This window comes from Variovorax sp. SPNA7, assembly GCF_033807855.1.
GTDB lineage: Bacteria > Pseudomonadota > Gammaproteobacteria > Burkholderiales > Burkholderiaceae_C > Variovorax > Variovorax beijingensis.
Genome location: NZ_CP138513.1, coordinates 860,233 through 880,069, shown reverse-complemented (window position 1 = coordinate 880,069; position 19,837 = coordinate 860,233). Strand labels below are relative to the sequence as shown.

At 67.6% G+C, this 19,837-nt stretch carries 17 protein-coding genes; 13 read left to right on the top strand and 4 right to left on the bottom strand.

Going from position 1 to position 19,837, the window contains the following annotated elements; all coding sequences use genetic code 11:
• The first annotated feature begins 48 nt into the window (after positions 1 to 48).
• From RZE77_RS03910 to RZE77_RS03850, 13 genes are all read left to right on the top strand, one after another.
• On the top strand, positions 49 to 2,181 hold the full coding sequence (locus RZE77_RS03910; RefSeq protein WP_319440780.1) for a 3-hydroxyacyl-CoA dehydrogenase NAD-binding domain-containing protein: 2,133 nt from the start codon (positions 49 to 51) through the stop codon (positions 2,179 to 2,181).
• Positions 2,182 to 2,255: 74 nt separating this feature from the next.
• Positions 2,256 to 3,446 (top strand): acetyl-CoA C-acyltransferase, encoded by a 1,191-nt coding sequence (locus RZE77_RS03905; RefSeq protein ID WP_319440779.1) that lies wholly within the window; start codon positions 2,256 to 2,258, stop codon positions 3,444 to 3,446.
• Positions 3,447 to 3,456: 10 nt separating this feature from the next.
• Positions 3,457 to 4,665 carry an acyl-CoA dehydrogenase family protein gene (locus RZE77_RS03900; RefSeq protein WP_319440778.1) on the top strand — a complete coding sequence of 403 codons (1,209 nt, stop codon included), beginning with the start codon at positions 3,457 to 3,459 and terminating at the stop codon, positions 4,663 to 4,665.
• 12 nt (positions 4,666 to 4,677) lie between these two features.
• Positions 4,678 to 5,820 (top strand): acyl-CoA dehydrogenase family protein, encoded by a 1,143-nt coding sequence (locus RZE77_RS03895; protein WP_319440777.1) that lies wholly within the window; start codon positions 4,678 to 4,680, stop codon positions 5,818 to 5,820.
• Entirely contained in the window at positions 5,817 to 6,632 is an 816-nt protein-coding gene (locus RZE77_RS03890; RefSeq protein ID WP_319440776.1) for an oxepin-CoA hydrolase, alternative type, read from the top strand. Before RZE77_RS03895 ends, RZE77_RS03890 begins: the two co-directional genes overlap by 4 nt.
• Positions 6,633 to 6,696: 64 nt before the next feature.
• A complete protein-coding gene (locus RZE77_RS03885) occupies positions 6,697 to 7,905 on the top strand; it encodes a CaiB/BaiF CoA transferase family protein (protein ID WP_319440775.1) in 1,209 nt (402 codons plus the stop codon).
• Between the two features lie 32 nt (positions 7,906 to 7,937).
• A complete protein-coding gene (locus RZE77_RS03880) occupies positions 7,938 to 8,936 on the top strand; it encodes a Bug family tripartite tricarboxylate transporter substrate binding protein (RefSeq protein ID WP_319440774.1) in 999 nt (332 codons plus the stop codon).
• Between the two features lie 50 nt (positions 8,937 to 8,986).
• Positions 8,987 to 10,930, top strand: a complete 1,944-nt coding sequence (locus RZE77_RS03875) for an acyl-CoA synthetase (protein ID WP_319440773.1) — start codon at positions 8,987 to 8,989, stop codon at positions 10,928 to 10,930.
• 58 nt (positions 10,931 to 10,988) lie between these two features.
• On the top strand, positions 10,989 to 12,005 hold the full coding sequence (locus tag RZE77_RS03870; RefSeq protein WP_319440772.1) for a Bug family tripartite tricarboxylate transporter substrate binding protein: 1,017 nt from the start codon (positions 10,989 to 10,991) through the stop codon (positions 12,003 to 12,005).
• A 113-nt stretch (positions 12,006 to 12,118) separates the two neighbouring features.
• Positions 12,119 to 12,703, top strand: coding sequence for a TRAP transporter small permease (locus tag RZE77_RS03865; RefSeq protein WP_319440771.1), 585 nt, complete (start codon positions 12,119 to 12,121; stop codon positions 12,701 to 12,703).
• A complete protein-coding gene (locus tag RZE77_RS03860; protein WP_319440770.1) occupies positions 12,700 to 13,998 on the top strand; it encodes a TRAP transporter large permease in 1,299 nt (432 codons plus the stop codon). Before RZE77_RS03865 ends, RZE77_RS03860 begins: the two co-directional genes overlap by 4 nt.
• Before the next feature lie 356 nt (positions 13,999 to 14,354).
• Complete coding sequence (locus tag RZE77_RS03855) at positions 14,355 to 15,392, top strand: DctP family TRAP transporter solute-binding subunit (RefSeq protein ID WP_319429543.1); 1,038 nt, start codon at positions 14,355 to 14,357, stop codon at positions 15,390 to 15,392.
• Between the two features lie 46 nt (positions 15,393 to 15,438).
• Positions 15,439 to 16,377, top strand: coding sequence for a nucleoside hydrolase (locus tag RZE77_RS03850; RefSeq protein ID WP_319440769.1), 939 nt, complete (start codon positions 15,439 to 15,441; stop codon positions 16,375 to 16,377).
• A gap of 70 nt (positions 16,378 to 16,447) precedes the next feature.
• Here the strand turns inward: RZE77_RS03850 and RZE77_RS03845 are convergent, their stop codons facing one another.
• The 4 genes from RZE77_RS03845 to RZE77_RS03830 all read right to left on the bottom strand — a co-directional run bounded on the left by RZE77_RS03845 (position 16,448) and on the right by RZE77_RS03830 (position 19,672).
• A complete protein-coding gene (locus RZE77_RS03845; RefSeq protein ID WP_018903696.1) occupies positions 16,448 to 17,185 on the bottom strand; it encodes an amino acid ABC transporter ATP-binding protein in 738 nt (245 codons plus the stop codon).
• Between the two features lie 37 nt (positions 17,186 to 17,222).
• Complete coding sequence (locus tag RZE77_RS03840; protein ID WP_258503943.1) at positions 17,223 to 17,912, bottom strand: amino acid ABC transporter permease; 690 nt, start codon at positions 17,910 to 17,912, stop codon at positions 17,223 to 17,225.
• Between the two features lies 1 nt (position 17,913).
• Complete coding sequence (locus RZE77_RS03835) at positions 17,914 to 18,645, bottom strand: amino acid ABC transporter permease (RefSeq protein WP_319440768.1); 732 nt, start codon at positions 18,643 to 18,645, stop codon at positions 17,914 to 17,916.
• A 124-nt stretch (positions 18,646 to 18,769) separates the two neighbouring features.
• Complete coding sequence (locus RZE77_RS03830; protein WP_319440767.1) at positions 18,770 to 19,672, bottom strand: amino acid ABC transporter substrate-binding protein; 903 nt, start codon at positions 19,670 to 19,672, stop codon at positions 18,770 to 18,772.
• Positions 19,673 to 19,837: the final 165 nt, after the last annotated feature.

The window sequence follows — 19,837 nt, the reverse complement described above, 5'->3', positions numbered from 1 at the left end:
GGCCCCTCGCGTTTGCAGGGCTCGCCACGCAAGAGACAAGACAAGCACATGGCCACCACAACCTCCAGCCCTTCCACGTCTTCCGGTCCCGTCAGCTTCGAGCGTCTTGGCGACGTGTTCGTGGTGACCATCGACAACCCGCCCGTCAACGCCTTGGGCGTGGATGTGCGCCGCGGCCTCGTGGCCGCCATCGAGACGGCCGAGGCCGACGGCGCCGCGGCCGCGGTGCTTCTCGTCGGCGCGGGCCGCAACTTCATCGCCGGAGCCGACATCCGCGAGTTCGGCAAGACGCCGCAGCCGCCCTCGCTGCCCGAGGTGTGCCTCGCTATCGAGAACTGCAGCAAGCCGGTGGTTGCCGCCATCCACGGCGCCGCACTCGGCGGCGGGCTCGAAGTGGCGCTGTCGGCGCACTACCGCCTGGCCGCACCGTCGGCCAAGCTGGGCCTGCCCGAAGTGCAGCTCGGCCTCTTGCCCGGCTCGGGTGGCACGCAGCGCGCACCGCGCCTGATCGGCGTGAAGCCCGCGCTCGAACTGATGCTCAGTGGCCGCCATGCGGGCGCGAAGGAAGCGCTGTCGCTCGGCCTCGTCGACCGGCTCGGCAACGAGGCCGATGCGCGCGCCGAAGGCCTCGCCTACGCGCAGGAACTGGTGGCAGCCAAGGCGCCGGTGCGCCGCACACGCGAGGCTGGCGGCCTGGCCGACAAGGAAGCCAGCCGCGCCGCTCTCGAAGCCGCGCGCGCCGACACCGCCAAGAAGAGCCGCGGCCTGTTCTCGCCGATGAAGATCATCGAAGCCGTCGAAGCCGCGCTCACGCTGCCTTTCGACGAAGGCATGGCGCTGGAGCGCAAGCTGTTTTTGCAGTGCATCGACAGCCCGCAGCGCGCCGGCCTGATCCACGCCTTCTTCGCCGAGCGCGAAGTGCTGAAGGCGCCCGAGACCCGGTCCGCCGCGCCGCGCGCGCTCGCATCGGCCGGCATCGTCGGCGGCGGCACCATGGGCGCGGGCATCGCGGTGGCGATGCTCGACGCGGGCCTGCCCGTGACCATGATCGAACGCGACGAGCCCAGCCTCGCGCGCGGCCGCCAGCATGTCGAGAAGGTGTACGACGGCCTCATCAAGAAGGGCCGCATGACGCCCGAGGCCAAGACCGCCGTGATGGCGCGCTTCTCGGGCTCCACGAGCTACGACGCGCTCGCGCAGGTCGACATCGTGGTCGAGGCGGTGTTCGAGGACATGGGCGTGAAGAAGGCCGTGTTCGCCGAGCTCGACCGCGTGTGCAAGCGCGGCGCGGTGCTCGCCACCAACACCTCGTACCTGGACATCGACGAGATCGCCGAGAGCATCTCGCGTCCGCAGGACGTGGTGGGCCTGCACTTCTTCTCGCCGGCCAACATCATGAAGCTGCTGGAGATCGTGGTGCCCGCCAAGGTCAGCGCCGACGTGGTCGCGACCGGCTTCGAGCTTGCGAAGAAATTGAAGAAGGTGCCGGTGCGCGCCGGCGTGTGCGACGGCTTCATCGGCAACCGCATCCTCGCGGTGTACCGCCAGGCTGCCGACCACATGATGGAAGACGGCGCATCGCCCTACCAGATCGACGAGGCCGTGCGCAACTTCGGCTACCCGATGGGCCCGTTCCAGGTGTCGGACCTCGCGGGCGGCGACATCGGCTGGGCCACGCGCAAGCGCAAGGCCGCCACGCGCGATCCGCAGGCGCGCTACGTGCAGATTGCCGACCGCATCTGCGAGCGCGGCTGGTTCGGCCAGAAGACGCAGCGCGGCTACTACCTGTACCCCGAAGGCGCGCGCACCGGCCAGCCCGACCCCGAGGTGCTGGCCATCATCGACGCCGAGCGCGAGCGCGCAGGCATCACGCCGCGCGCCTTCACCGAGGAAGAAATCATGCGCCGCTACATGGCCGCGATGATCAACGAGGGCGCCAACGTCGTGCTCCAGCGCATCGCGCTGCGTCCGCTCGACGTGGACGTGACCTTTCTCTATGGCTACGGTTTTCCGCGGCACCGCGGCGGCCCGATGAAGTACGCCGACACCGTGGGCCTGCCGAAGGTGCTGGCCGACATCCGCGAGTTCGCCAAGGCCGACCCGATCTTCTGGAAGCCCTCGCCGCTGCTGGTCGAGCTGGTCGCGCAAGGCGCCGATTTCGCCAGCCTCAATCAAAACTGAAAACCTTGCGGGACAAACCAAGAAACTGCGCAGCAGTTTTTGCTCTGTCCTCAACTGACTAAGGAGCCCTCCCCATGCGCGAAGCCGTCATCGTTTCCACCGCCCGCACCCCGCTCACCAAGGCGCACCGCGGCGAATTCAACATCACGCCGGGGCCCACGCTCGCGGCCTTTGCGGTGAAGGCGGCGGTCGAGCGCTCGGGCCTGGACCCCGCGCTGATCGAGGACGCGATCCTCGGCTGCGGCTACCCCGAGGGCACGACCGGGCGCAACATCGCGCGCCAGAGCATCGTCCGCGCGGGCCTGCCGATCAGCATCGCCGGGACGACGGTCAACCGCTTCTGCGCCTCGGGCCTGCAGGCGATCGCGATGGCCGCAGGCCGCATCGTGGTGGACGGCGCGCCGGCCATGATCGCGGGCGGCGTCGAAAGCATCTCGCAGATCCGCAGCCGCAGCGCCACCGATGCCGGCGACAGCGGCATGGACCCGTGGATCGTCCAGCACAAGCCCGCGCTCTACATGGCGATGATCGAGACCGCCGACATCGTCGCCCAGCGCTACGGCATCAGCCGCGAGGCGCAAGACCGCTTCTCGGCCGAGAGCCAGCGCAAGACCGAAGAGGCCCAGCTGGCCGGCCGCTACAGGGACGAGATCGTCGCCTGCACCACCACCATGGCCGTGACCGACAAGGAGACCAAGGAAGTCAGCTACCGCGAAGTCACCGCCACCGAAGACAACTGCAACCGCCGCGGCACCACCTACGAGGCGCTCGCCAAGCTGAAGCCGGTGATGGGCGAAGACAAGTTCATCACCGCCGGCAACGCCTCGCAGCTGTCCGACGGCGCCTCGGCCTGCGTGCTGATGGAAGCGACGGACGCAGAGCGCGCCAACCTCAAGCCGCTGGGCGCCTTCCGTGGCCTTGCCGTGGCGGGCTGCGAACCCGACGAGATGGGCATCGGCCCGGTGTTCGCGGTGCCCAAGCTGCTCGCGCGCCACGGCCTCAAGGTCGAGGACATCGGCCTGTGGGAACTCAACGAAGCCTTCGCCTCGCAGTCGATCTACTGCCAGGAGAAGCTGGGCATTCCGTCGGAACTGCTCAACGTGAACGGCGGCGCGATCTCCATCGGCCACCCCTTCGGCATGACGGGCGCGCGCCTCACGGGCCACGTGCTGATCGAAGGCAAGCGCCGCGGCGCCAAGTACGCGGTGGTCACGATGTGCATTGCCGGCGGCATGGGCGCCGCGGGCCTGTTCGAAATCTATTGAGGAGCGCACGATGGACCTGAACTTCACCACCGAAGAAGAAGCCTTCCGCAGCGAAGTGCGCGCCTTCCTGGCCGCAAGACTGCCGGTGCGGCTGTCCGAGAAAGTGCGCGGCGGCAAGATCCTCGCCAAGGCCGACATGGAGGAATGGCACGCCATCCTCAACGAGCGCGGCTGGCTCGCGAATCACTGGCCCGAGCAGTACGGCGGACCGGGCTGGACGGCGGTGGAGAAGTTCATTTTCGAGCACGAATGCGCGCTGGCCTTTGCGCCGCGCATCGTGCCCTTCGGCGTGAACATGCTGGGGCCGGTGCTCATCAAGTACGGCAACGAGGCGCAGAAGCGCCACTGGCTGCCGCGCATCCTGAACGGCGCCGACTGGTGGTGCCAGGGCTATTCGGAACCCGCCGCGGGCTCTGACCTGGCGGCCGTGAAGACCTCGGCGGTGCGCGGCATCGACGCGCAGGGCGACCACTACATCGTGAACGGCCAGAAGACCTGGACCACGCTGGGCCAGCACGCCAACATGATCTTCTGCCTGGTGCGCACCAACCGCGAGGCGAAGAAGCAGGAAGGCATCAGCTTCCTGCTGATCGACATGGCGTCGCCCGGCGTCGAAGTGCGCCCGATCATCACGCTCGACGGCGAGCATGAAGTGAACGAAGTGTTCTTCTCCGACGTGCGCGTGCCGGCCGAAAACCTCGTCGGCGAAGAGAACAAGGGCTGGACCTGCGCCAAGTACCTCCTGACCTACGAGCGCACCAACATCGCGGGCGTCGGCTTCTCGGTGGCGGCGCTCGAGCAGCTCAAGGGCATCGCGGCCACGCAGACCAAGAACGGCAAGCCGCTGGCCGAAGACCCGGCCTTCGCTGCGCGCATGGCGCGTGTCGAGATCGACCTGGAGAACATGAAGACCACCAACCTGCGCGTGATCGCGGCCGTGGCCGGTGGCGGCGTGCCCGGCGCGGAAAGCTCGATGCTCAAGATCCGCGGCACCGAGATCCGGCAGGAGATCTCTTCGCTCGCGCGCCGCGCGATGGGCGTCCATGGCCGGCCCTTCATCGAGGAAGCGCTGCACGACGGCTTCGACGGCGAGACCTTCGGTCCGCCCTACGCATCGGCCGCCGCCGCGCGCTACTTCAACAACCGCAAGCTGTCGATCTTCGGCGGCTCCAATGAAATCCAGAAGAACATCATCAGCAAGATGATCCTGGGCCTCTAAAGGAGACATGCAGTGAACTTCGAACACACCGAAGACCGGCGCATGCTCGCCGACAGCCTGAACCGCTTCATCGCCGAGCAGTACGCCTTCGATGCGCGCGACCGCATCGCAAAGTCCGCGCACGGTTTCAGCAAGGAGATCTTCCAGAATTTCGCCGAACTGGGCGTGATCGGCGCGCTGTTCAGCGAGGCCGACGGCGGCTTCGGCGGCGGCGGCTTCGACATTGCCGTGGTCTTCGAGGCGCTGGGCCGCGGGCTCGTGGTCGAGCCGCTGCTGGGCGCGGTGATGGTCGGCGAGGCGCTCAGCGCCGCCGGCAGCGATGCGCAAAAAGAAAAGCTCGGCGACATCATCAACGGCGTCACTGTCGCAGCCTTTGCGCACGACGAAGCCGACACGCATTACGAGCGCACGCGTGTCTCGACCCGTGCCGAGCGCAGCGGCGACGGCTGGGTGCTGCACGGCGCCAAGGCCGTGGTGCCGCAGGGCGAGCAGGCCGACCTGTTCCTGGTCTCGGCCCGCACTTCGGGCAGCGTCGACGACGAAGCCGGCATCTCGCTGTTCCTCGTGCCCGCCAGGACCGCAGGCCTCACGGTGCGCGGCTGCCCCGCCATCGACGGCGGCCGTGTCGCCGAACTCGCGCTCGACGGCGTGAAGCTCGGCGCCGAAGCGCTGCTGGGCACCGAAGGCCAGGGCCACGCGACGCTGGAACGCGCCATCGGCCGCGGCGTGCTCGCGCTGTGCGCCGAGGCGCTCGGCGCAATGGAAGCCGCCAAGACCGCCACGCTCGATTACCTGCGCACGCGCAAGCAGTTCGGCATGCTGATCGGCAGCTTCCAGGCGCTGCAGCACCGCATGGCCGACCTGCTGCTCGAGATCGAACAGGCCCGCTCGGCCGTCATCAACGCCGCGGCCGCCATCGACGGCACCGACCGCGTGGCGCGCGAGCGTGCGCTGTCGGCCGCCAAGTTCAGCATCGGCCGCATCGGCGCGCTGGTCGCGGAGGAGAGCATCCAGATGCACGGCGGCATCGGCATGACCTGGGAGCTGCCGCTGCCGCACTACGCCAAGCGGCTCGTGATGATCGACCACCAGCTCGGCGACGAAGACCACCACCTGCAGCGCTACATCGCGCTCGGCAAGGAGGTGACCGCATGACCGAAAAGACGGTTCTGATCTCGCAGCAGGGCGCCGTCCGCATCCTGACCAACAGCAACCCCGGCGCGCGCAACGCGATCACGCCGACGCTGTATGCGGAACTGAGCGCCGCGCTCGCCGATGCGCAAAACGACCCCGAAGTCGGCGCCGTCGTCTTCACCGGCGCGGGCGATTTCTTCTGCTCGGGCGGCGACCTCAACCTGCTGGCCAAGCGCCGCGAGCTGCCCGCCTCCGAGCGCCGCGAAAAGCTCGAAGGCCTGCACGACCTGATCCGCGGCATCCGCGATTTCGGCAAGCCGGTCATCGCGGCCGTCGAAGGCGGCGCGGCGGGTGCGGGCCTCTCGATGGCGCTGGCCTGCGACATGCTGGTGTCGGCGCGCGATGCCTTCTACACGGTGGCCTACGTCAAGGTCGGCCTCACGCCGGACGGCGGTGCCACGGCCTTCCTTGCGGAGTTCGTCTCGCGCCAGGTGCTGACCGAGATGTGCCTGACCGGCGATCGCATGACAGCCGAGCGCCTGCATGCGCTGGGCGCGGTCAACCGGCTGACCGACAAGGGCGCCGCGCTGGCCGAGGCCATCGCGCTCGCGGCCCGGGTGGCCGACGGCCCCGTGCGCGCGATCGCACGCATCAAGACGCTGTGCCGCCAGGCGCACCGCGCCACGCTCGAGCAGCAACTCGATGCCGAGGCTGTGTACATGGTCGAGTCGCAGGCCGATGCCGAAGCGGCCGAAGGCATCGGCGCCTTCCTCGGCAAGCGCCGCGCGGATTTCGCCGCGCTGCGCCGCAAGACAAAGCCGGACGCGTCCTGACGCGCGTCATGCCCCGCCCTCGCATGCGGACGCGGGGGTCTTTCGTTTTCCTGGAGTTGCCCTCATGCCCATGCTGAATTCCTCGCTGCCGCTGGCCGGCGTGCGCGTCCTCGATCTGTCCCGCATCCTCGCGGGCCCCTGGTGCGGCATGGTGCTGGCCGACATGGGCGCCGAGGTCATCAAGGTCGAGCACCCGGGCCGCGGCGACGACACGCGCGACTGGGGCCTGCGCGTCGGCAAGACCGAGACCGCCTACTTCAACAGCGTGAACCGCAACAAGCGCTCGGTCACGCTCGACCTGCAGACGCCCGAGGGCCAGCAGATCGCGCGCGACCTCGCGAAGCAGTGCGACGTGGTGATCCAGAACTTCAAGTTCGGCGGCATCGACAAGCTGGGCCTGGGCTACGAGCAGCTCAGCAAGGAGCAGCCGGGGCTCATCTACTGCTCGATCTCGGGCTACGACCGCACCGGCCCCGAGGCCGCGCGCCCCGGCTACGACCTCGTGGTGCAGGGCGAGGCCGGCCTGATGGCGCTCAACGGCGAAGCCAGCCAGCCGCCGCTGAAGTTCGGCGTGGCCATGGTCGACCTGTTCACCGGCATGTATTCGGCGCAGGCCGTGCTTGCGGCGCTCTACCAGCGCGAGAAGACCGGCAAGGGCCGGCACGTGGAGATGGCCCTGTTCGACTGCGGCCTGATGATCACCGCCTACTACGGCCTCGAGGCGCTGCTGATGGGCGAGGACCCGCCGCGCTACGGCAACTCGCATCCGTCGATCGTGCCCTACGGCGTGTTCGATGCAGCCGACGGCCCGCTCGTGATCACCGTGGGCAACAACGCGCAGTTCGCGCGCTTCTGCACCGAGGTGATCGAGCGGCCCGACCTCGCGGCCGACGAGCGCTTCAAGACCAACATCCTGCGCTCGGCAAACCGCGCGGTGCTGCTGCCCGAGCTGCACGCCGAGCTCGCCAGGCGCCAGCGCGCCGACCTGCTGGCCAGGCTCAGCGCCTCGGGCATTCCCTGCGGAGAGGTGCTGGGCCTGCTCGAAGCGCTGAACTCCAGGCGCGCGACCGATGCCGGCCTGGTGACCGAGCAGCCGCATCCGGTGGCCGGCAAGGTCAACGTGCTGGCCCCGCCCTACCGCTTCGACGGCGAGCGCCTGCCCGTGCGCAGCGCGCCGCCGCAACTGGGCGAAGGCACGCACGAAGTGCTGCAGTCGCTGCTCGGCCTGTCGGACGACCGGCTCGCGCAACTGAAAACCAGCGGCGTCGTCTGAAGGCGCCGATCTTCCGATCCTTGAACAAGTCCATGGCCTTTTCTTCTTCCCGCTCCCTTCGCAATCCCGCACGCCGCGCACTCCTCGCGCTGGCCCTTCCGCTCATGGCCGGCGCCGCCTTCGCGCAGGCCTGGCCCGCCAAGCCGATCACCTTCGTCGTGCCCTTTCCGCCCGGCGGCCCGACCGACGTCGCCACGCGCATCGTGGCGCAGAAGATGTCGCAGGGCCTGAAGCAGAACATCCTCGTCGACAACCGCAGCGGCGCCTCGGGCACCATCGGCGCGGCGGTGGCCGCCAAGGCCGCGCCCGACGGCTACACCTTCGTGATGCTGGCCACGCCCACGCTCTTGGCCGCGCACCTGTACGGCCAGACGCCCTACGACATCTTCAAGAGCTTCACGCCCGTGGGCACGGTGTACGACCTGCCGATCGTGATGGTGGTGAACCCCAAGGCACTGCCCGGCGTGAACGGCCTGCAGGAGCTGATCGCCAAGGCCAAGGCCGAGGGCGGCAAGCTCAACTACACGACCGCCGGCGCGGGCAGCTTCGGCCACCTGACGACCGAGCAGCTCAAGAACATCGGCAAGTTCGAGATGCAGCACGTGCCCTACCGCGGCAGCGCGCCGGCCGTGACCGACCTGATCGGCGGTCAGGTGCCCGCGATGTTCTCGGACCTGGTGGCGGTGATGCCGCACATCCGCTCGGGCGCGCTGCGCGCCATCGCGGTCGGCTCGGGCCAGCGCGTGAGCCTGCTGCCCGACGTGAAGACGGTCGCCGAGCAGGGCTTCCCGGGCTTCGATGCCACTTCCTGGGGCGGCCTGCTGGCACCGGCGGGCACGCCCAAGGAGGTGGTCGATCGCATGAGCGCAGAACTCAAGACCGCACTCGCCGACAAGGAAGTGCAGGACAAGCTCGAGGGCGTCGGCTCCTTCGCGGCCTACCGCACGGGCGAGCAGACCGGCGTGCGCATGCGCCAGGACTTCGAGCGCTGGGGCAAGGTCATTCGCGACAACAAGATCACAAACCAGTAGAACAGCGCTTCGCACGGCCGGCACCACAACAAATATCCAGGAGACACGCCATGGCAGACAGCAAGAAGACGAACGCGGCCGGCGCACCCTTTCGCCCGACGCTCCCGGTCCGCAGCCTCGCCGACATCCGCAAGCTCGAAGAGACGCCGCTCGAGCAGGCGCTGACGGTCCGCAGCACCTACGAGATCTTCCGCAATGCAGGCGCGGCCTTCGGCGGCAAGACCGCGCTGACCTTCCTTCGCACCGGCAATCCGGCCGACGCGCCGATCCGCTGGTCGTACGCCGAGCTGCTCGCGCGCATCCACCAGACCGCGAACATGCTGCAGGCGCTGGGCGTGGGCCCGCAGGATGCGGTGGCGGTGCTGCTGCCGGGCTGCCTTCAATACCACCTCGCGCTCTGGGGCGGCGAGGCGGCGGGCATCGTGCAGCCGCTCAACCCGCTGCTGACCGACGAGAAGCTGGTGGCGCTGATGACCGCCGGCCGCGCCAAGGTGCTGATCGCCTACGGCTCGGACAGCGAATCGGGCATGTGGTCGAAGGCGATGCGCCTGCGCGGCCAGGTGCCCACGCTCACGACCGTGCTGCGCGTGGCGCCGCATGACGAGGCGCCGGGTGCAGTCGCCAGCTTGCCCGAAGGCGTGGCCGAGTTCGACGTGCTGCGTTCGGCACAGCCATCCGACCGCCTCGTGAGCGGCCGCGACATCGCGCCGAGCGACATCGCCGCCTACTTCCACACCGGCGGCACCACCGGCGCGCCGAAGCTCGCGCGCCACAGCCACGGCGCGCAGGTGTTCACGGCGTGGGCCAGCGTGCAGGTCGCGGGCATGAACGAACAGGGCATCTCGATCAACGGCTATCCGCTGTTCCACGTGGCGGGCGTGCTGCCGGCCTCGCTGGCCTCGCTCTCGGCGGGCATGGAAGTGATCATTCCGACCCCCTCGCTGCTGCGCAACAAGGAGGTGCTCGCCAACTACTGGAAGCTGGTCGAGAAGTACCGCCCGACCTCGCTCTCGGCCGTGCCGACGGTGCTGGCCGCGCTCGCGAACGTGCCGCTGGACGGCGCCGACATCTCGTCGATCGGCTACTGCCGCACGGGCGCCGCCGTGCTCTCGCCCGAGCTGGCCGCGCGCTTCGAGCGCCTGTTCGGCCTGCATGTGCACGAGAGCCTGGGCATGACCGAGATGGCCGGCATCTCGACCATCACGCCGCCCGGCGTGGACGGGCCCGCGGGCTGCGTCGGCTTTCCACTGCCCTACATGCGGATGCGCATCGTGGCGCTCGACGAGAACGGCAATGCCAGCGACCGCGAGCTGCCGCCCGGCGAGCAGGGCATGGTGCTGTTCAAGTCGCCCAACCTGTTCTCGGGCTTTGTCGATCCGGCCGACAACGCCAAGGCCTTCACCGCCGACGGCTGGCTCGCCACCGGCGACCTGGGCTGGATCGACGGCGACGGCAGGCTCAACCTCAGCGGCCGCTCGAAGGACCTGATTATCCGCAGCGGCCACAACATCGACCCCAAGGTGATCGAGGACGCGCTGGGCGCGCATCCCGCGGTGCAGCTGTGCGCGGCAGTGGGCGCGCCCGATGCCTATGCCGGCGAGCTGCCCGTGGTCTTTGCCACGCTGGTGCCCGGCGCCTCGGCCAGCGAGGACGAGCTGCTGGCCTTCACCGCCGCGCGCGTCGACGAGGCGCCCGCCAAGCCCCGCTCGGTGACGGTCATCGAGCACATGCCGATGACCAACGTCGGCAAGATCTACAAGCCCGAGCTTCGCGCGATGGCCGCGAGCCGCGTGGTGGCGGCCACGGTGGCGCAGGTGTGCGGGGAGCTCGGCGTGGCGCCGGCCGCCCGGCCGCGCGTGCGCAGCGAGGGCGAAAGCCTGGTGCAGGTGCGCATCGATGCCGCGGCTGCGGGTGCGCTCGCGGCGCCGCTGCAGGCACAGATCCGCACGGCCCTCGAGGCGCTTCCCTTCAAGACGCAGGTGCTGGCCGAATAGCCACCGCGCGCCCGTTTCTTTTTTCGACAGACAACAACGACAGCCGGAGACATCGGACATGAGCGCAACTTTCACCACCACCGCCGCGCGCGGAATCACCCGCCGCGCCCTGCACTGCGGCATCGCCTCGATCGTGATCGCAGCCACTTCCACGGCCGCCTGGGCGCAGGCCTATCCGAGCAAGCCGATCCGCATGGTGGTGCCCTTTGCCGCGGGCGGCGCCACCGACGTGCTGGCCCGCGTGGTGGGCGAGAAGATGGCGGCGGGCCTGGGCCAGCCCGTGATCATCGACAACAAGCCCGGCGCCGCCGGCATCATCGGCACCGACGCGGTGGCCAAGGCGCCGGCCGACGGCTACACAATGGTGCTGGCGCTGAGCAATTCGCTGCTGACCAACCAGTTCCTCTACCAGAAGCTGCCCTACGACACGCAGCGCGACCTCACGCTGGTCTACCAGATCGCCACCGCGCCGCTGGTGCTGGTGGTCCACCCCAGCGTGCCGGTGAAGAGCGGGCCCGAGCTTTTGAAGTACGTGGCCGCCAACAAGGGCAAGGTGGCCTACGGCTCGTACGGCGTGGGCGCCTACCCGCACCTGGCCGGCGCGCACATGAGCCTCACGCAGAAGGCCGAGATGAACCACGTCGCCTACAAGGGCGAGGCACCGATGCTGCAGGACCTGATCGGCGGCCAGATCCAGATGGCCTTTGCGAGCGCGCTGGTGGCCAAGCCCCACATCGAGGCCGGCAAGCTCCGGGCCGTCGGCGTGAGCGGTGAACGCCGCATGGCCACCCTGCCCAACGTGCCCACGCTGGCCGAGCAGGGCCTGGACGACGAGGCCTACCGCGTGGCCGGCTGGCTCGCGATTGCCATGCCGGCCGGCACGCCCAAGCCGATCGTGCAGCGCATTGCCGAAGAGGTGGGCAAGGCCACGCGCCAGCCCGACGTGCAGGCGCGCGTCGCGGCGATGGGCTTCGACCTGAAGGAGAGCTCGCCCGAGGCCTTTGCCGCCGTGTACAAGAAGGAGAGCCCGGTCTGGGAGCGCCTGATCAAGGATTCGGGCGCCAAGCTCGAGTAGCCCGTTTCGAGAGGGCCGGGAGGGCGCGCAACGGGGCCGCAGCTTAGGAAAACCCCGATGAACGAATGGACATGGATCGTTACCATCCATAGCTGCTTTCCCCCTCCCTCTCGATGACCACTCCCAACGAGTCCGGCCCCCTGCTGGACGCCGCCAGCCCCCTTCCCCCCGACATCGAAGCCGCCGACGAGCCCACCCGGGTGCCGCTCGCCATCGAGGACTGGCTCACCGTCATCATCATGGGCGCGCTGGCGCTCATCACCTTTGCCAACGTGCTGGTGCGCTACTTCACCGACTCCTCGTTCGCGTGGACCGAGGAGTTCTCGGTCTTCCTGATGATCATGCTGGCGCTGGTGGCCGGTTCGGCCGCGGTGGCGCGCGACCGCCACATCCGCATCGAATATTTTTCCGAGAACGGCTCCATGGCGCGGCGCAAGCGGCTTGCGCAGTTCGGCGCGCTCATGATCGCCATCCTGTTCACGCTGATCGGCGCGCTCAGCATCCGCATGGTGTGGGACGACTACCGCTTCGACGAGACCACGCCGGGCATCGGCCTGCCGGCCTGGTGGTATTCGATCTGGCTGCCGGTCGTGTCGTTCGCCATCGCGCTGCGTGCGGTGGGCCTCATGATCCGCCGCGGCCGCAAGGAATACCGCAGCGACGCGAAGAACCCTGGCGGCAAGGGCGACGCATCGTGATCCCCACCCTGCTCTTCGTCGCCTTCGTCGCGATGATGCTGGTGGGCGTGCCCATCGGCGCCGCACTAGGCCTGGCCGGCGCCGCCTGCATCGCGCTCGCCAACAGCGACGCCCAGTGGTTCGGCCTCCTGGCCGTGCCGCAGAACTTCTATGCCGGCCTCGGCAAGTACCCGCTGCTGGCCATTCCGATGTTCGTGCTGGTGGGCTCCATCTTCGACCGCTCGGGCGTGGCGCTGCGGCTCGTGAACTTTGCGGTGGCGGTCGTCGGGCGCGGACCCGGCATGCTGCCGCTGGTGGCGATTGCGGTGGCGATGTTCCTCGGCGGCATCTCGGGCTCGGGCCCGGCCAATGCCGCGGCCGTGGGCGCGGTGATGATCGCAGCCATGTCGCGCGCGGGCTACCCGGCCGCCTTCTCGGCCAGCGTGGTGGGCGCCGCGGCGGCCACCGACATCCTGATTCCGCCTTCGGTCGCGTTCATCGTGTACTCGGTGCTGGTGCCCGGCGCCTCGGTGCCGGCGCTGTTCGCGGCCGGCATGATCCCGGGCGTGATGGCCGGCCTGGCGCTGATGATCCCGGCCGTGCTGCTGGCCCGCCAGCACAAGATGGGCGCGCTCGAAGCGACGCTGCCGCGCCCGCCGTTCTGGAAGAGCCTGCGCGAAGCGATCTGGGGCCTGGCGGCGCCGGTGCTCATCCTGGGTGGCATGCGCGCGGGCTGGTTCACGCCCACCGAGGCCGCGGTGGTGGCGGTGTTCTACGGCCTGTTCGTGGGCATGTGCGTGCACCGGACCATCAAGGTGCGCGACCTGTTCGTCATCCTGCGCGAATCGGGCGAGCTCTCGGCGGTGATTTTGCTGGTGGTGTCGCTCGCGGGCATCTTCGCGTACTCGCTTTCCACGCTCGGCATCATCGACCCGGTGACGCGCGCCATCGTGGATTCGGGCCTTGGCGAATACGGCATCCTGGCGCTCTTGATCCTGCTGCTCATCACGGTGGGCATGTTCCTGGACGGCGTGTCGATCTTCCTGATCTTCGTGCCGCTGCTGCTGCCGATCGTGCAGCACTACAAGTGGGATCCGGTGTGGTTCGGCGTGATCCTCACGCTCAAGGTGGCGCTCGGCCAGTTCACGCCGCCGCTCGCGGTCAACCTGATGGTGTCGTGCCGCATCGCGAAGGTGCGCATGGAAGAGACCGTGCCGTGGGTGGGCTGGATGCTGTTCTCGATGTTCGTGGTGATGGTGCTGGTGATCGCGTTTCCTGAGCTCGCGCTCTGGTTGCCGCGCAAGCTGGGTTATTGAAATGGGGCGGTGCGTTTGGATGCTTTGTTCAGGGCGCGCTCCCGCCGACGGGGTACCTTGCTCCGCGAATGTCCTCCGGCCTTCGGCCTCCCCCTTGATTTCGCTGCGCAAGGCACCCCATCGACGGGAGCGTTGGACAGAGCCGTCGTTGATCGGCTGTGCACTCAGAGCGTGCCCAGGTGCACAGGGCATCGGGTGCTCCCCGCAGCGAAATCAAGGAGGAGGCCGCAGGCCGGGGGACATTCGCGGAGGGGAGTACCCGGTGGCCTGTGCACGCGCCCTGAAACAGCATCGCCCCGAACGTTCCCGAAAAACATCCATCGCTTAGTTGTGTTCAGAAAACAAGGAGACCTCTCATGAAATTCCGCCGCACCCTGCTCGGCCTTGCCGCCGCAGCCACCGCCCTGGGCATGTTCTCGACCGGCGCCATGGCGCAGGCCGCCTACAAGCCCGAATACAAGATGTCCCTGGTGCTCGGCCCGCCCACCCCCTGGGGCCAGGCCGGAAAAATCTGGGCCGACCTCGTCAAGGAGCGCACCCAGGGCCGCATCAACATCAAGCTGTACCCCGGCGTGTCCCTCATCCAGGGCGACCAGACCCGCGAATTCAGCGCGCTGCGCCAGGGCGTGATCGACATGGCCGTCGGCTCGACCATCAACTGGTCGCCGCAGGTCAAGCAGCTCAACCTCTTCTCCATGCCCTTCCTGATGCCCGACTACGCGGCCATCGACGCCCTCACCCAGGGCGAAGTCGGCAAGGACATGTTCAAGACCCTCGACAAGGCCGGCGTCGTGCCGCTCGCCTGGGGCGAGAACGGCTACCGCGAGATCACCAACTCGAAGAAGCCGATCAAGTCCCCCGCCGACCTCAAGGGCATGAAGATCCGCGTCGTCGGCTCGCCGATCTATTCCGACATGTTCACCGCGCTCGGCGCCAACCCCACGCAGATGAGCTGGGCCGACGCGCAGCCCGCGCTCGCCAGCGGCGCCGTCGACGGCCAGGAGAACCCGCTCTTCCTGTTCACCGTGCTCAAGATGCAGAATGTGGGCCAGAAGTTCGTGACCACCTGGGGCTACGTGGCCGATCCGCTGGTGTTCGTGGTCAACAAGGAAATCTGGGCCTCGTGGACGCCGGCCGACCAGGCCATCGTGCGCCAGGCCGCCGTCGATGCCGGCAAGCAGGAAATCGCGCTCGCGCGCAAGGGCCTGGTGGAAGCCGACAAGCCGGTGCTCAAGGACATTGCCGCCATGGGCGTCACCGTGACCCAGCTCACGCCCGCCGAGCGCGAAGCCTTCGTGAAGGCCACGCGGCCGGTGTACGACAAGTGGAAGTCGACCGTGGGCGCGGACCTCGTGGCCAAGGCCGAGAAGGCCATCGCGGCGCGCCAGAAGTAAAGCTCGCGTCCCCGTGGATCGGGGTGGAGGCCGCGACAATGCGGCCATGCACACCCTGATCATCGACACGGACCCCGGCGCGGACGACGTGATCGCGCTGCTGTTCGCCCTGGCGGCGCCCGAATCGCTCGCGGTGCAGGCGCTGACCACGGTGGCCGGCAACGTGCCGCTGGCCAAGACCTCGCGCAACGCGCGCCTCGCCTGTGAATGGGCCGGCCGGCCGGAGATTCCGGTGTACGCGGGTGCCGAACGGCCGCTGCAGCGCACGCCGATCTACGCGGCCAACATCCATGGCCGCGAAGGCATCACGGGCGTGAAGGTGCACGAGCCCGCCGTACCGCTGGCCGAAGGCCATGCGGTCGACTACCTGGTCCGCACGCTGCGCGCCGCGCCCGAAAAAAGCGTGACGCTCGCGATGCTCGGCCCGCAGACCAACCTGGCGCTCGCGCTCGAGCAGGCGCCCGACATCGTGCGCGGCCTGCGCGAACTGGTGCTCATGGCCGGCGCGCACTTCAACGGCGGCAACATCACGCCCACGGCGGAGTTCAACGTGTTCGCCGATCCGCATGCGGCCGAGGCCGTGCTGAAGTGCGGCGTGCCGATCACCATGCTGCCGCTCGACGTCACGCACAAGATCCTCACGAGCGACGAGCGCATCGCGCGGCTGCGGAGCCTCGGCAACCGGGCCGGCGCGATCGTCGCCGACATCCTCGACGCCTATGCGCCGCAGGAAATGCAGCACTACGGCATGCTCGGCGGGCCGGTGCATGACGCGACCGTCACGGCCTACCTGCTGCAACCCTCGCTCTTCCAGGGCAGGCGCATCCACGTCGAAGTCGACAGCCGAGAGGGCATGGGCTTCGGCCAGACCGCGGCCGACTGGCACGGCAGTTTGAACCGCCCCGCCAACGCGAACTGGATCGTCGATGGCGATGCGCAGGGCTTCTTCGACCTGCTGACGGAGCACATCGCGCGGCTGCCATAGGCTCCGGGTAAATAAAAAAGCCACGCTGCGAACAGCGTGGCTTTTGCTTTTTGGTGCCGCAGCGAATCGATCAGTGCTGCAGGATTTTGTTCAAGAAATCCTTCGTGCGCGGCTGACGGTTTTCCGGGTGGCTGAAGAACTCGTCCTTCGGGCAGTCTTCGAGGATCTTGCCGCCCACGTCGATGAAGATCACGCGGCTCGCCACCTTGCGCGCAAAGGCCATTTCGTGCGTGACCACCATCATGGTCATGCCGTCCTTGGCCAGGCTCACCATCACGTCGAGCACTTCGCCGACCATTTCGGGGTCGAGCGCCGAGGTGGGTTCGTCGAACAGCATCACGATCGGGTCCATGCTGAGCGCGCGGGCAATGGCCACGCGCTGCTGCTGGCCGCCCGAGAGCTGGCCCGGGAACTTGTCCTTGTGCGCCATCAGGCCCACGCGGTCGAGCATCTTGAGGCCGCGGGTCTTGGCCTCGTCGGGGCTGCGGCCCAGCACCTTGATCTGCGCGATCGTGAGGTTCTCGGTGACCGACAGGTGCGGGAACAGCTCGAAGTGCTGGAACACCATGCCGACCTTGGAGCGCAGCTTGGGCAGGTTGGTCTTGGGGTCGTGCAGTGGGATGCCGTTGACGGTGATCTCGCCCTTCTGGAAGGGCTCGAGCGCATTCACGGTCTTGATGAGGGTGGACTTGCCCGAGCCCGAGGGCCCGCACACCACCACCACGTCGCCCTTGGAGATGCTCACCGAACAATCGTTGAGCACCTGCACCGGGCCATACCACTTCGAGACGTTCTTGATTTCAATCATTTTTTCGGACATTTCTTTCTCCGGTTCAGCCACTCGGCTAGCGAATGATGGCGATCTTCTTGTGGAGGCGCTTGACGAGCCACGACAAGGCATAGCACATGATGAAGTAGACGACCGCCGCGAGCAGGTAGGCCTCGATCGGACGGCCGAAGTTCTTGCCCGCGGTCTCGAAGCCCTTGAGCATGTCGTAGGCGCCGATGGCGTAGACCAGCGAGGTGTCCTGGAACAGGATGATGGTCTGCGTGAGCAGCACCGGCAGCATGTTCCGGAAGGCCTGCGGCAGCACGATCAGGCGCATGTTCTGGCCGTAGGTCATGCCGACCGCCTGGCCCGCATTCACCTGGCCGCGCGGAATCGACTGGATGCCCGCGCGCATGATCTCGCTGAAGTAGGCCGCCTCGAAGGCGATGAAGGTGATCACGGCCGAGATTTCCGAGCGGTAGTTCGAGCCGATGGAGCCGAAGGCCGCGTAGAACGAGGCCGGCACCAGCAGGAAGAACCACAGGATCACCATCACCAGCGGAATGCTGCGCATGCCGTTGACGTAGATGGCGGCGGGCGCGTCGAGCCACTTCTTGCCCGACAGCCGCATCAGCGCCAGCACGGTGCCGAAGAGCACGCCGCCGATGGTGGCCACGATCGTCAGCATGATGCTGAAGTAGAAGCCCTTGACGACAAAGTTGCTGATGACGTCCCAGTTGTAGAACGACAGGTCGAGATTCATCATGTCAGTGTCCCCCGCCGCCGCTGGCCGAGACGATGAAGCCCGGCACGCGCGTCTTCTTCTCGATGAAGGCCATGATGCGGTTGATCGCAAAGGCCGAGATCACGTAGAGCCCCGTCACCGCCAGGTACACCTCGATGCCGCGCGAGGTTTCTTCCTGCGCCTGCATCGCGAACATCGTGAGCTCGGTCACCGACACGGCAAACGCCACCGACGAGTTCTTGAAGATGTTCATCGTTTCGCTCGTGAGCGGCGGAATGATGATGCGGTAGGCCATCGGCAGGATGACGTAGCGGTAGTACTGCGGCGTGGTGAAGCCCACCGCCATGCCCGCGTAGCGCTGGCCCTTGGGCAGCGCCTGGATGCCCGAGCGCACCTGCTCGGCAATGCGCGCCGACGTGAAGAAGCCCAGCGCCAGCACCACCAGCACGAAGCTGGGCACGCCCTTCATGACCGGGATCATGGCCGGAATCACGTGGTACCAGAGGAAGATCTGCACCAGCAGCGGAATGTTGCGGAACAGCTCGACCCAGGCATTGCCCAGGCGCATGAGCCATGGACTGTCGGGCAAGGTGCGGATGATGCCGATCAGCGAACCCAGCACCAGCGCGACGATCAGCGCCAGCAGGGCCACGGACACGGTCCAGCCCCATGCGGACAGCATCCACTCCCAGTAGGTCGGGTACTTCCCGCCCGGGTCTTGCAAGAAGACCTGCCAATCCCAGTTTGATCCCATCGGGGACTCTCCTTCTTTCAGATTTCCAGACTGCTGGCTTGCAGAGGCCATGCCCGCGCGCCGCATTTGCGAAAACAAACGCCCGCCGGGGGCGGCGGGCGTTGCGCGGATGACCTTGCCGTGTTTACTTCTTGGCGGCGTAGTCTTCCATCGGCTTGTCGTTCGGGTTGGCCCAGGCGGCCTTCGTGGCGTCGGACAGCGGCAGGTTCACCGTGACGTTGGCCGGCGGGATCGGCTTCAGGAACCACTTGTCCCAGAGCTTGGCAAGGTCGCCGTTCTTGATCTGTGCCTTGATGCTGTCGTCCACCACCTTCTTGAAGGCCGGGTCGTCCTTGCGGATCATGATGGCGATGGGCTCGACGCTGAGCACTTCGCCGACGATCTTGAAGTCGGCAGGCGACTTCGACTTGGCGATGTTCGAGGCCAGGATGGAGCCGTCCATCACGAAGGCGTCGGCGCGGCCCGATTCGAGCAGCAGGAAGCTGTCGGAGTGGTCCTTGCCATAGAGCTCCTTGAAGTCGATGCCGCCGGCGCGCTCGTTCTTGCGCAGGGTCTGCACCGAGGTGGTGCCGGTGGTGGTGGCCACGGTCTTGCCGTTGAGGTCCTTGATGCCGTTGATGCCCGAGTTGGCCTTGACCGCGATGCGCACTTCTTCCACGTAGGTGGTCACGGCGAAGGAGACATCCTTCTGGCGCGTGGCGTTGTTGGTGGTGGAGCCGCATTCGAGGTCGACGGTGCCGTTCTGCACCAGGGGCACGCGGTTCTGCGAGGTGACGGGCTGGTACTTGGTTTCCAGCTTGGCAAGGCCCAGGTGCTTCTGGATGTCCTTGATGATGTTGGCGCAGATGTCGTAGTGGAAGCCGGTGTACTGGCCGTTGCCCAGCGTGTACGAGAGGCCGGAAGATTCCCGCACGCCTTCGGTGATGCTGCCCGAGGCCTTGATCTTGGCCAGGGTGTCATTGGCCTGTGCAAAAGCGCCGCCGGCAGCCAGGGCTGCGATTGCCAATGCCAATACTTGCTTGTTCATACGGAAAACTCCTGAGGTGACTGGAAGATACAGATACAACGAAATTCTAGACATTCACGTGATGGGGAATACCCGGGCCAACCCGGTGCATTCTCGACGACGGCCGCACCGGCCGCGCACATTCGGGCGCTGTCGTGGTGCAGGTGGACCCATTGGCATTGTCCG